The sequence below is a fragment of the Thioalkalivibrio sp. ALgr3 genome, from assembly GCF_000377325.1.
Taxonomy (GTDB): Bacteria; Pseudomonadota; Gammaproteobacteria; order Ectothiorhodospirales; family Ectothiorhodospiraceae; genus Thioalkalivibrio.
The window spans coordinates 19,854-32,323 of record NZ_KB897995.1 but is presented as its reverse complement, the minus strand read 5'-3'; the positions used below and the strand labels follow the sequence as shown (position 1 = coordinate 32,323).

The window sequence follows — 12,470 nt, the reverse complement described above, 5'->3', positions numbered from 1 at the left end:
GGCCTGCTGGAAGATGCGGGCGTTGCGCCGCAGGGCGAGGCGCCAGAGCGCGGGGCGGACGACGAAGCGATAGGCGGTGCGGCGGGCGCCGGTGCGCCCGCGCTCGAAGTCGGTGACGATGCCGTGGACGCGGCGGGTGACCTGGCCGTCCTGGTGGATGGTCAGCGCCAGGCCCTGGTCGATCCAGTCGTCGGGGTCGAGATCGGGGCTGGGGTGGACCAGATCCAGGCTCAGGGTGAAGGGCCGGGACAGCGCCTCGTCGAGGGTGAAGCGGGTAACGGCGGGCAGGGTCTCGGGGTCCACCCCCGCACGCGCGAGGGTGAAGAACAGTCCGTTGCGAGAAGGCATTAACCACTCCGTGGTTCAGTCCAGGGTCAGGGCGTAGTTTGTCGGAAAACCCTCCCGTATGTGTTGTTGCTGGTCAAGGTGCATGAGTCACAAAAGAAGTGGGGGGGGAGGATCTCGGGGGCAGAGGTGGGGGAGGTTGCTTCGGGGTGAGTTCCGATGTCTTTGGGTCCGCCCCCTGCCTGTGGGATACTCCCGCACCCAACCGCCCGAGCATTATCCATTCCGGAGGCAAACCGTGGACGAGAATCGCAAGAAGGCCCTGACGGCCGCGCTGGGTCAGATCGAGAAACAGTTCGGCAAGGGTGCCGTGATGCGCATGGGGGACCGCCAGGCGGTGGATGTGCCCTCGATCTCCACCGGTTCGCTGGCGCTGGACGTGGCGCTGGGTATTGGCGGCGTGCCGCGCGGGCGCGTGGTCGAAGTCTACGGGCCGGAATCCTCGGGCAAGACGACCCTGACCCTGCAGGTGGTGGCCGAGGCGCAGAAGGCCGGCGGTACCGCTGCGTTCGTGGACGCCGAGCATGCGCTGGACCCGACCTATGCCGAGAAGCTGGGCGTGAACGTGGACGATCTGCTGGTCTCGCAGCCGGATACCGGCGAGCAGGCGCTGGAGATCGCCGACATGCTGGTGCGTTCGGGTGCGGTGGACGTGGTGATCGTCGACTCGGTGGCGGCGCTCACGCCCAAGGCCGAGATCGAGGGCGAGATGGGCGATTCGCACGTCGGCCTGCAGGCGCGCCTGATGTCGCAGGCGCTGCGCAAGCTCACGGCCAACATCAAGCGTTCGAACACGCTGGTGGTGTTCATCAACCAGATCCGCATGAAGATCGGCGTGATGTTCGGCAGCCCGGAAACCACCACCGGCGGCAATGCGCTCAAGTTCTATTCCTCGGTGCGCATGGATATCCGCCGCATCGGCGCGATCAAGAAGGGCGACGAGGTGATCGGCAACGAGACCCGCGTGAAGGTGGTGAAGAACAAGATGGCGCCGCCGTTCAAGGAGGCGCATTTCGAGATCCTGTACGGCGAGGGGATCTCGCGCGTGGGCGAGCTGATCGAGATGGGCGTGAAGGAAGGCCTGATCGACAAGGCGGGGGCCTGGTACAGCTACAACGGCGAGCGTATCGGGCAGGGCAAGGAGAATGCCCGGCAGTTCCTGAAGGACAACCCGGACAAGGCCGAGGAGATCGAACGCAACCTGCGCGAGCGTTATCTGCCGTCGGCCGGCGGCAAGGGTGCGGACGACGACGCCGAAGCGGCGGTCGAGGATGCCGAAAGCCCGTCGTAAGGGCGGGGGGCCGGTCGACCCGGCCGATCCCGAGGCGGCCCTGGAGGCCGGGCTCAAGCTCCTGGTGCGGCGCGAACACGCGGCACTGGAGCTCGCGCGCAAGCTGGCGGAGCGCGGCTTCGAGCGGGACGCGGTGGATGCCGCACTGGAGCGTGCGCGCGAACTGGACTACCTCAACGAGACCCGTTACGCCGAGTCCATGGCGCGCCACCGGGTCGGCCAGGGGTACGGCGAACAGCGCATCCGCGCCGAGCTCGCGCACAACGGGATCGATGGCGACACCGTGAGCCTCGCCATCGAGGCGCTGGAGGTCGACTGGGTCGAACAGGCCCGCGGCCAGCTCGAACGGCATTTCCGTCAACCCCCCGAGGCCCGCGAGGACGAAGCGCGCATGCTGCGCCACCTGGCCGGTCGCGGTTTCCCCGGCGATGTCGCCCGGCGGGCCCTTGCAGCGTGGAAGGACGATCCCTGACGGATTGCCACGGCCCCTTCGGGGCCTCGCAATGACAGGTTTCCGGGCTGGTCGGGGCTGTTTTGGTTCCCGCCATTGTGAGTGGTTCCCGTCATTGCGAGGAGCGACGCGACGAAGCAATCTCCGGACGTGGCTCGCGTTTGGGTTCCGGACGGTGCCGGCGGATTGCCACGGGTCCTTCGGACCCTCGCAATGACGGTGTCGATGTCGGGCGGATCCGCGCGCGGACCGTTGCCGGAATGAATGGCCGAAAATGAATGGCCGAAAAGGAGTCTCGGCCGCCAGGTATCAATCTCCAGTCGCCCAGGGAGGGAGCGATGAAACAGCCCTGTGTCTACATCATGAGCAACCGCCGCGGCGGGACCCTTTACGTAGGTGTGACCAGCAATCTGGTGCAGCGGGTCTGGCAACACCGGTCAGGGACGGTGTCCGGATTCACCAGCCGCTATGGTCTGCATCGGCTGGTCTGGTTCGAGAGCTGCGAGGAAATGGCCTCCGCGATCGAGCGCGAAAAGCAGCTGAAGGCGGGGCCACGCCGCAGGAAAGTGGCTTTGATCGAACAGGTGAATCCGGAGTGGCGGGATCTGTTTGACGATATTGTGGGTTGAAGGCGGTGGGGCGAGTCGTTGCCGATTGCCACGGCCCCTTTCGGGGCCTCGCAATGACGTTGTTGGGTACCGTTGCTGATTCGGCACGATGACGTGTTCCCCGCACCGCCGTTGCGACGTGTTCCCCGCACCGCCGTTGCGACGTGTTCCCCGTCCCGCCGTTGCGATGTGTTCCCCGTCCCGCCGTTGCGATGTGTTCCCTGTCCCGTCATTGCGAGTCGCGCAGCGACGAAGCAATCGGCTTGGGCGGGCCCCCTCCGGGCACCGGGCGAACCTTCGGCGATTGCTACGGCCCCTTCGGGGCCTCGCAATGACGGCGTCCTTTCCCGTTATGGGCGACTTGCGATGACGGTGGTGATATCCGGTCCGGGCTGCCCGGGATGACGGGGTCTTTCGGGTCCGGAGTGCTTGCGGTGACGTCGCCCTGGCGTGTCGCGGGCTTCTCCCGATGACCATGAACGGGTCCCGTCGGAATGTCCGGTTCGCTGCCCCATCGGCCAGGGGGCTGGCCTTCTGCAGCATGGCCCGAGGCTGCGGGCGGCAATACGCGGGTCCGGGGCGAGCGTGATACGATTCCGCTTTTGACCCCATACCCGACCGGACACGCATGAAGAGCGCCGACATACGCCGGAGTTTCCTCGATTTCTTTGCGCAGCACGACCATACCGTGGTGCCGTCCAGCCCGTTGGTGCCTGCCAACGATCCCACCCTGCTGTTCACCAACGCGGGGATGGTCCAGTTCAAGGATGTGTTCCTCGGCCGCGAGAAGCGCCCGTACAGCCGCGCGGCGACCAGCCAGCGCTGCGTGCGCGCCGGCGGCAAGCACAACGACCTGGAGAACGTGGGCTACACCGCCCGGCACCACACGTTTTTCGAGATGCTGGGCAACTTCTCCTTTGGCGACTACTTCAAGCGCGACGCGATCCACTACGCCTGGGATTTTCTGACGGATGTCCTTGGCCTGACGCCGGAGCGGCTGTGGGTCACGGTCTACGAGACCGATGACGACGCCTATGACGTCTGGGCCAACGAGATCAAGGTCCCGGCCGAACGCATCATCCGCATCGGCGACGATCCGGACGGTGGCTCGGACAATTTCTGGCAGATGGGTGACACCGGGCCCTGCGGTCCCTGCACCGAGATCTTCTATGACCACGGTCCGGAAGTGGCGGGCGGACCGCCCGGTTCGCCGGATGAAGATGGCGATCGTTACATCGAGGTCTGGAACCTGGTGTTCATGCAGTACGACCGCGACGCGGACGGCACGCTGAACCCGCTGCCGAGCCCGTCGGTGGATACCGGCATGGGCCTGGAGCGTCTGTCGGCCGTGCTGCAGGGCGTGCATTCCAACTACGAGATCGACCTGTTCCAGGATCTGATCGCCGCGGCGCGGCGGGTGACCGGTGCGCAGGAAGCCGATTCCGCGTCGCTGCGCGTGATCGCCGACCATATCCGGTCGATCGCGTTCCTGATTACCGATGGCGTGCTGCCCTCCAACGAGGGGCGCGGCTACGTGTTGCGGCGCATCATCCGGCGCGCGGCGCGTCATGGCTTCCAGATCGGCTCCGAGGATGCGTTCCTCTACCGCCTGGTGCGCCCGCTGATCAACACCATGGGCGAGGCCTATCCCGAGCTGGTCAAGGCCGGCGAGCAGGTGGAGAAGGTCCTGGAGAAGGAGGAGCGCAAGTTCCTCGAAACCCTGGACCACGGCATGAAGATCCTCGAGGAGGACCTGAAGGATCTGCAGGGACGGGTGATCCCGGGCGAGACCATCTTCCTGCTCTACGACACCTACGGCTTCCCGGTGGACCTGACCGGCGACATCGCGCGCGAACGCGATCTGGAACTGGACATGGCCGGTTTCGAGGCGGCGATGGAGAAGCAGCGCGAACGTGCCCGCGCGGCCTCCCGCTTCAGCATGGATACCGGCAACCTGCCGGGGCTGGAAGACCACACGACCGAATTCTGCGGGTATGAATACCTGGAGGGTGAGGGCCGCGTGCTGGCGCTGTTCCGCGAGGGCGAGGCCGTGGAGCGCCTGGAGGTCGGCGAAGAGGGCATCGTGGTGCTCGACCGCACGCCGTTCTACGCCGAGTCCGGCGGCCAGGTGGGCGACATCGGCACCCTGTCGGGCTCCGGCGTGCGCTTCCAGGTGCAGGACACCCGCAAGCAGGCCGCGGCGCATCTGCACGTGGGCCAGGTCCGCGCCGGCACCCTGGAGGTCGGTCAGAGCCTGTCCGGCTCGGTGGAGGGGCCGCGGCGCGAGGCCATCAAGCGTCACCACTCCGCCACGCATCTGCTGCACAAGGCCCTGCGCGACCAGCTGGGCGATCACGTCCAGCAGAAGGGCTCGCTGGTGGACTCCGAGCGCCTGCGGTTCGACTTCACGCACATGGAGCCGCTGACCACCGAGCAGCTGAAATCGATCGAGGATCAGGTCAACGCCGAGATCCTGGCGAACGAGGCCACCGACACGCGCATCATGGACATCGACTCGGCCATGGAGTCGGGTGCCGTGGCCCTGTTCGGGGAGAAATACGGCGACGAGGTGCGGGTGCTGAAGATCGGTTCCTCGGTCGAGCTGTGCGGTGGCACCCACGTGGAGCGCACCGGCGACATCGGGCCGTTCCGGATTACGGTCGAAGGCGGGGTCGCCGCCGGGATCCGCCGCATCGAGGCGGTGGCCGGCGAGGTGGCCCTGCGCTGGATGGACCAGCAGCTGGGCCATCTGGATGCGGTGGCGGACCGCCTGCGGGCCGGCCGCGCCGACGCCCCGGACAAGGTGCGCCAGCTGCAGGAGCGCAATCGCGAGCTGGAGAAGGAGATCGAACGCCTGAAGGGCAAGCTCGCCAGTCAGGCCGGCGACGATCTCTCCAGCCGCGCGGTGGAGGTCGACGGCCTGAAGGTGCTGGCGGCCCCGGTGGAGGGCGTGGAGCCCAAGGCCCTGCGCGACATGGTCGATCAGCTCAAGCAGAAGCTCGGCCGTGCCGTGGTGGTGCTGGGCACCGCCACCGAGGAAGGCAAGGTCTCTCTGGTCGCCGGGGTCACCAAGGAGGAAACCGGCCGGATCCGCGCCGGCGATGTGGTCGGGCGCGTGGCCGCTCAGGTCGACGGCAAGGGCGGTGGCCGGCCGGACATGGCCATGGCCGGCGGGCAGAGCCCCGAGAAACTCGACGCGGCGCTGGCCTCGGTGGAGGACACCGTTCGCGAATTGCTGGGCTGACCAAATTCCGGATTGGAAGGGCGGGTTTGCTTTGGATGCAACCCGATTTCGTGTTTAATGCGCCGCCTTCGGGCCGGACAGGGATTCTGCAATGGCGTTGCTGGTACTGAAATTTGGCGGCACCTCGGTCGGGACGACCGAACGCATCCGGGCGGTGGCCGAACGCGCGCTCCATCTGCGCGAGGAGGGCCATCAGCTGGTGATCGTGGTGTCCGCGATGAGCGGCGAGACCGATCGCCTGCTGGGGCTGGCGAACGAACTCAACCCGCGGGTCGACGGGCGGGAGCTGGATGTCCTGCTGTCCACCGGTGAGCAGGTCACCATCGCCCTGCTGGCGATGGCACTGGAGGCGAAAGGCTGTCCGGCGCGCTCCTATACCGGTGCCCAGGTGACCATCCGGACCGATAGCGCCTACAACAAGGCGCGGATCCGCAGTATCGACGACGCCCGCGTGCGTGATGACCTGGAGGCCGGCCGCATCGTGGTCGTGGCCGGCTTCCAGGGCGTGGACGAGGACGGGGCGATCACGACCCTGGGGCGTGGTGGCTCCGACACTACCGCCGTCGCGCTGGCTGCGGCCCTGAAAGCCGATGAATGTCGCATCTATACCGACGTGGACGGGGTGTACACCACCGATCCGCGACTGGTGCCCCAGGCCCGGCGCCTCGAACGAGTGACCTTCGAGGAGATGCTGGAGATGGCGAGCCTCGGTTCGAAGGTGCTACAGATCCGGGCAGTGGAATTTGCGGGCAAGTATAACGTCCCCTTACGTGTCCTTTCGTCGTTTGGCGAGGGACCTGGGACACTCATCACCACGGAGGAGGATGCAGCGGTGGAACAGGCGCTGGTCGCGGGAATCGCGTTCAATCAGAACGAGGCGCAGCTGACGGTGGGCGGCGTGCCGGATCAGCCCGGGGTCGCGCATCGCATCCTCGGGCCGGTGGCGGATGCCAACATCGAGGTGGACATGATCGTGCAGAACGTCGGCGAGGACGGCCGCACGACCGATTTCACCTTCACCGTGCATCGCAACGACTACGAGAAGGCGCTGGAACTGCTGCAGGGGGCAGCGGACGAACTGGGCGCCCGCGAGGTCTCGGGCGACGTCCATATCGTCAAGATCTCGGTCGTGGGTGTCGGCATGCGGTCGCATGCGGGTATTGCCAGCCGGATGTTCGAGGCCCTGTCGCGGGAAAACATCAACATCCGGATGATCTCGACGTCGGAGATCAAGATCTCGGTGGTCGTGGACGAAAAATACCTCGAACTGGCGGTGCGTGCGCTGCACGATGCCTTTGAACTCGAAGAGGAGCCAGCCGGTCTACCAAAGGAGCAGGGGTGACGACTCAATCAACGGATTCCGGGCGACCGACCTCGTCCGACACAGGTACTGTGGAGAAAAGCATGCTCATACTGACGCGTCGGGTGGGGGAGACCCTCATGATCGGCGATGACGTCTCCGTCACCGTTCTGGGTGTGAAGGGCAACCAGGTCCGGATCGGCATCAATGCGCCCCCGGACGTGGCGGTTCATCGCGAAGAGATCTTTCAGCGGATTCAGGACGAAGATACGGAACACGGCTCCGGCGACAATCGCGGGAACGAGTGACGTCCGACGCTGCGATCTCCGCGCGGCCCGAATGAAGGTAAAATCATCAATTCGGGGCCGCGCGGGCTTTCATTCCGCGGCGTGAATCCGTATCCTCTGCACCGCAGTTACGGAGAGTTGGCCGAGTGGTTGAAGGCGCTCCCCTGCTAAGGGAGTATGGGTCAAAAGCCCATCGAGGGTTCGAATCCCTCACTCTCCGCCAGAACGCAAAAGGCCCGCACGGCAAGTGATGCTCGTGCGGGCCTTTTTTGTGGGCACGGAAGCCGGGGTCAGTCAGTTCATCGCGCGGCGGCGTTCCTCACGCTGATAGAACAGCAGGGCGACGTTGATCGCACGTTCCAGGCGGGCCGACATCTCGATGATCGCGCAGCCGGCATACGAATGGCCTTCGCGAGTGGAAGGGCGCGAGTTGGCCAGCCTGGCGGCGCCGGAGACCCTTTCCTGCACGTCCGGGAGCAGCAGGTTGGTGAATTCCAGGCGGCTGCCATAGGGGATCTCCTGCAGCACTTCATTCGGCAGTTCCACGCACATGCCTTCGGCCGAAAGGTCCACCACCGATCCCTCGATCGGTTCTTCGTGCATCTCGCCCTGGATCTGCAGGGTCGGGCGATTGCTCAGGGGGATATGAACGCGGAAGGTCTCGCGACGCTGCAGGTATTGCAGTTCGGCGGGATACGGACATTCGTAGAGATCCCCCGGGGATTCGCTGACGATCTGGCGGACCTCGGTGGTAAACCGCACGGCCACCCCGCGCAGGGTCGCGAATACGCGCAGGGGCTGGCCGGGCCGGATCCGCTGGTGCAGGGAAGGAGGTTGCAGCTGGTCGAGGTAGAGACGCCGCGCGTCGGCATCCAGACGGATCAGCGCCGAGGTGTGCAGCGGGCCGCTTTCTTCCAGGCGGATACTGACCAGGGTCAGGCCATGGTCCAGGTCGCGCAGGATCTGGCCGATGCGTTCCGGGGTGTCGACGGTATAATCGTTGTCATCCATGAGGGCACGTCGCGTCCGAAGTGGGTTCGCGCATCATACACCCTGTGACGGAGTTCACGCCTGTCCGGAGCCAACCCGGGCTCAGGCGCGGGTGATGGTCTGGCCGGTGGTACGACGGTGGCGGGCCTTGCCGTAGGGATCGTAGGTCGTGGCCGGGCCGCTGTCCTCGCCGCGCAGGATCTGCATGGACATCTGCACCCGGCGCTGGTTGCGTTCGATCAGCCGGGCATTGCCCTGGTTGAGTTCGTTGCAGCGTTCGATCGTCGCCCGCAGCGCCTGCCAGCGGTCATTGAGGTGCTCCCCTCCCTCCAGCCGCGCGAACAGCCGCGCCACCCCTTCCGGGGTGAACTCGGCCCCGCGGGCCTCGATCCATTGCTGCTGTTTGCGGGTTTCGGTTTCCAGTGCACGCAGCAGTTCCTGCTTGCGCTGGACCGCGGCCTGCAGTCGATCCGGTTCGCGTGACTCAATGGCCCGGGTTTCCTCCAGCAGGATATCCTCCAGCCGTTGTCCGAGACGGATGGATTCCTCCAGGGAAGGACGAATTCCGGTTTCGTCGGTCACCACCGGATCACCGCAGCAGGCCTTCGATTTCCATCATGCGATCGGCCAGCTCTTCGTTGTCGATCGGGTAGTTCCCCTGAGCGATCGCCTCGCGGATCTCGGCCACCTTCGCCTCGTTGAACGGTGCGGCCTCGCTGGCTTCGCCGCTGCCGTTCATGGCCTGGGCGGCGCCGGTCAGGGTGACGGCGTCGCCGCTGGCGGCATCGCCATTGCCGGCGCGATCCACCCCGTTGCCGCCGGTGCGGGCGTCGTCGTCACGGCCGCGGACTCCGCCGTTCTGGCTGTCGGGGCGCAGGCCGTTGATGTTGGGGCCTTTGATATCCATGACTTTGTCCTGTCGTTTTACTGGTCTACCGCGTGTATCGGCCGGAATGCCCGAAACTGTAGGGTCAGTTGCGGGATTTCCGTCACATTTTACTACAGGGCGACGCGAACCGTGCCCGATGGCTGGACCTCGCCCTCGATCTCGCGTCCCGAGGACGTGTTGCGCACGCGGATCCAGTCGCCGGCCGTGGCGTCCTCCAGGGCTTCGCCCTGCATGCGGATAGTGACGCTGCCGCTGTTGGCGAGGATGGTAACGCGCTGGCCGCGCTGGATCACCTGGCGTTCGTTGACGTGCTGCTGGCCGATGACCTGGCCCTGGCGGATCGCGCGGCGGGTCTGCAGACCGACGACCTCGGATGCATCCTCGAAATAATGGGTGGCCTGGCGCGACGTCTCGATGCGTTCCATGCGCAGATCGCCCGGTCCCAGGGTCTGCTGACGCGACAGGTTGCGTCGGGCCACCACCACCTCGGCGTGGCGTTCCACGGCGGCCGGAACGTACACCGACCAGGTCACCGGTCCGGGGCAACGGATGTTGACCGCGGTATTGCCCCTCGGGCGTCCGCCGGGCGGCAGCGAAGCCTCCAGGGGCTCGTCGCAGCGCTTGAGGCGCAGGCGCTCGTCGACATGACCGAGTTGCACCTCCACATCGTCACCGTTGTGGTCCCCCAGCTGTTGGTGCAGGAACCGTTCCGCGCTGTCGCGAATGTTCTGCACCGGCTCGATCTCCGCTTGCGCGGTCGGGGCGAGGAGCGCGAGCATCAGGAGGAGCGTACCCCCGCTGCGGCCCGGGCTGCGGTACGGGAGCAAAGCCTGTAACTTGAGAAGGTGCATGTCCGGTCACCGTTGACCCTGTGTCTTCGTAACGGAATACATGCAGATTCTGTGCCATGGCATCCGGCGCCTGTCCTGCGCGCCCGATGCGTGGTTCAAGCTCCCGCCGGCGCGGCCGTTAGCAGGGAGAACAACCCAGGGGGCGAGAACCGTGAGTCAGTTTATTGACGACGTGAACCAGCGCACGCAGATGGTCGGGCAGAACCGGATGGAGCTTCTGCTGTTCTATCTGGGCGGCACGCAGACCTTCGGGATCAACGTGTTCAAGGTGCGCGAGGTGATTCCGCTGCCGCAGTTGCGCCAGATTCCCGGGTCCGCCGGGGTGGTGCGGGGCGTCACCACCCTGCGCGACAAGACCGTGCCGATCATCGATCTGGCGCGGGCGATGGGCATGCAATCGACCCGGGCCGGGGCGGACGGGCAGCAGAAGGTTGTGATCACGGAGTTCAACCGCTCGGTGCAGGGCTTCATGGTATCGGCGGTGGATCGCATCGTGAACGTCAACTGGGACCAGGTGAAGTCGCCCCCGCGCGGCACCGGGCGCGAGTCGTTTCTGGTGGCGGTCACCGAACTCGACAACAAGCTGGTGGAGATCATCGACGTGGAGCGCGTGCTGTCGCTGGTCAATCCGCTGCCCACCGAGGTGTCGGAAAGCGTGCGTTCCGCGGTGGCCGAGCAGACACCCGAGCGTCGGGAAATCGTCATCGCCGACGACTCGGTGGTGGCCCGCCGCCAGATCGAAAGCGCCATCCAGGGGCTCGAGTGGCCCTACGTGCTGTGCAAGGACGGGCGTGAAGCCCTGGATTACCTGGAGGAGAAAGCCGCAGAGGGCCCGATCCACGACACGGTCGAGCTGGTGATCTCGGATATCGAAATGCCGCGCATGGACGGTTATACCCTGACGGCAAAGATCCGCGAGAACGAGCGGCTGCGGCCGCTGCGGGTGCTGCTGCATTCCTCGCTCAGCGGCGAATTCAATACCGACATGGTGCGTCGGGCCGGCGCGGATGCGTTCCTTTCCAAGTTCAACCCGGACGAACTGGCCAGTGCGGTCCTGGAACAGATCAACAAGACCGCCTGAGATGTCGGTGGTTACCGGGGGCGAGGGGTTGCCGGCCCGGCGGAGGCGGGCGGTCGGCACTTGCCGCCCCTTTGCGTGTCGCGGACTCCCGCAAGGTCGCCCTGAAGCCCTATACTGTGGCGGCATGGAATCCTCGAACCGAACAACCAGCGGACGGCGGACGGGCCCGGCACGTGTTAACACGGAGTTTTGTGCGTGATCGATTCCCGTGACTACGAAGAATTCGCGCGCTTTCTCTCCGAGTGCTGTGGCCTGGTGCTGGGGGACAGCCGCCAGTACCTGGTGTCCAGCCGGCTGTCCCGCCTGCTGGATGAATTCGGCTACAAGGACGTGCCGGAACTGCTCCACGCCCTGCGCAAGGCGCCCAGTCCGAAGCTGCGCACGCGCGTCATCGACGCGATGACCACCAACGAAACCTCCTGGTTTCGCGACGGTTTTCCGTTCGAGATCCTGCGCCACGTGATCCTCCCGGAGCTGGCTTCCACGCGGTCGTCGATCAAGGTCTGGTCGGCCGGGTGTTCCAGTGGCCAGGAGCCCTACAGCATCTCGATGGTGGTCTCGGAATGGGAGGCGTCGCGCCCGCGCCGGGTGGCGCCCGTCAGCATTCTCGGGACGGACCTGTCGGAAGGCGTGCTGGAAGACGCGCGCAAGGGAGTCTATGACGGTCTGAGCATCGTGCGCGGGCTCAGCGAGTCGCGGCGATCCCGGTTCTTCCAGACCGTGCCCGAGGGGCACAAGATCATCCCCGAGGTGCAGCGCCGCTGCCGGTTCCAGAAACTCAACCTGGTCGACAGCTACGCGGCGCTGGGGAAGTTCGACATCGTGTTCTGCCGTAACGTCCTGATCTATTTCTCCGCCGAGACCAAGCGTCAGGTCCTTGACGGTATTGCGAAGCAGCTCAACCCCGGTGGCTATCTGTTTCTTGGCGCTTCCGAGACGGTCGGGCCCTACAGCAAGGCCTACGAGACCGTGCGTACCGAGTACGGTTCGGTCCTGCGTCTGAAGGGCTGAACCCCGCCCGCGCCGGGCCTGCAACGGGCCCGGCGATTTCTTTCTTCTCTCTCCCTCCGATCCTGGCGCCCATGCGTGGCACGGCGATTGCATCTCTGCGTTCAGGCAACCAATGCCCGCCA

The 12,470-nt window shown here is 65.8% G+C and carries 13 protein-coding genes and 1 tRNA gene; 9 read left to right on the top strand and 5 right to left on the bottom strand.

What is annotated here, in order from left to right:
• Positions 1-348, bottom strand: a 348-nt coding sequence (locus C998_RS14135) for a contractile injection system protein, VgrG/Pvc8 family (protein WP_038081992.1), incomplete at its 3' end; no start/stop codon positions are given.
• A 235-nt stretch (positions 349-583) separates the two neighbouring features.
• On the opposite strand from C998_RS14135, the gene recA reads away from it, so the two are divergent.
• The 7 genes from recA (at position 584) to C998_RS0112570 (ending at position 7,749) form a co-directional block, all read left to right on the top strand.
• On the top strand, positions 584-1,636 hold the full coding sequence (recA, locus tag C998_RS0112600) for a recombinase RecA (RefSeq protein ID WP_018871235.1): 1,053 nt from the start codon (positions 584-586) through the stop codon (positions 1,634-1,636).
• Positions 1,617-2,108, top strand: coding sequence for a regulatory protein RecX (locus C998_RS0112595; protein WP_018871234.1), 492 nt, complete (start codon positions 1,617-1,619; stop codon positions 2,106-2,108). Before recA ends, C998_RS0112595 begins: the two co-directional genes overlap by 20 nt.
• Positions 2,109-2,425: 317 nt before the next feature.
• The gene (locus C998_RS0112590) at positions 2,426-2,716 is read left to right on the top strand and encodes a GIY-YIG nuclease family protein (RefSeq protein ID WP_018871233.1); all 291 of its coding nucleotides are present in this window, start codon (positions 2,426-2,428) and stop codon (positions 2,714-2,716) included.
• Between the two features lie 607 nt (positions 2,717-3,323).
• Entirely contained in the window at positions 3,324-5,939 is a 2,616-nt protein-coding gene (alaS, locus tag C998_RS0112585) for an alanine--tRNA ligase (protein ID WP_018871232.1), read from the top strand.
• A gap of 91 nt (positions 5,940-6,030) precedes the next feature.
• A complete protein-coding gene (locus C998_RS0112580; RefSeq protein ID WP_018871231.1) occupies positions 6,031-7,281 on the top strand; it encodes an aspartate kinase in 1,251 nt (416 codons plus the stop codon).
• Positions 7,282-7,343: 62 nt separating this feature from the next.
• Positions 7,344-7,547: a carbon storage regulator CsrA gene (csrA, locus tag C998_RS0112575; RefSeq protein ID WP_018871230.1), complete on the top strand. Its 204-nt coding sequence runs from the start codon at positions 7,344-7,346 to the stop codon at positions 7,545-7,547.
• A gap of 111 nt (positions 7,548-7,658) precedes the next feature.
• Positions 7,659-7,749 (top strand) — tRNA-Ser (locus C998_RS0112570).
• Positions 7,750-7,820: 71 nt separating this feature from the next.
• On the opposite strand, the gene C998_RS0112565 is transcribed toward C998_RS0112570, so the two are convergent.
• The 4 genes from C998_RS0112565 to flgA all read right to left on the bottom strand — a co-directional run bounded on the left by C998_RS0112565 (position 7,821) and on the right by flgA (position 10,184).
• The gene (locus tag C998_RS0112565; RefSeq protein WP_018871229.1) at positions 7,821-8,537 is read right to left on the bottom strand and encodes a flagellar brake protein; all 717 of its coding nucleotides are present in this window, start codon (positions 8,535-8,537) and stop codon (positions 7,821-7,823) included.
• Positions 8,538-8,618: 81 nt separating this feature from the next.
• A complete protein-coding gene (locus tag C998_RS0112560) occupies positions 8,619-9,101 on the bottom strand; it encodes a flagella synthesis protein FlgN (RefSeq protein WP_018871228.1) in 483 nt (160 codons plus the stop codon).
• A 4-nt stretch (positions 9,102-9,105) separates the two neighbouring features.
• Positions 9,106-9,423: a flagellar biosynthesis anti-sigma factor FlgM gene (gene flgM / locus C998_RS0112555; protein ID WP_018871227.1), complete on the bottom strand. Its 318-nt coding sequence runs from the start codon at positions 9,421-9,423 to the stop codon at positions 9,106-9,108.
• A 92-nt stretch (positions 9,424-9,515) separates the two neighbouring features.
• Positions 9,516-10,184, bottom strand: a complete 669-nt coding sequence (gene flgA, locus C998_RS0112550) for a flagellar basal body P-ring formation chaperone FlgA (RefSeq protein ID WP_018871226.1) — start codon at positions 10,182-10,184, stop codon at positions 9,516-9,518.
• A gap of 223 nt (positions 10,185-10,407) precedes the next feature.
• Here flgA and C998_RS0112545 point away from each other — a divergent pair, with 223 nt between their 5' ends.
• A complete protein-coding gene (locus C998_RS0112545) occupies positions 10,408-11,337 on the top strand; it encodes a chemotaxis protein (RefSeq protein WP_018871225.1) in 930 nt (309 codons plus the stop codon).
• Positions 11,338-11,532: 195 nt separating this feature from the next.
• On the top strand, positions 11,533-12,348 hold the full coding sequence (locus C998_RS0112540; protein WP_018871224.1) for a protein-glutamate O-methyltransferase CheR: 816 nt from the start codon (positions 11,533-11,535) through the stop codon (positions 12,346-12,348).
• Positions 12,349-12,470 lie beyond the last annotated feature (122 nt).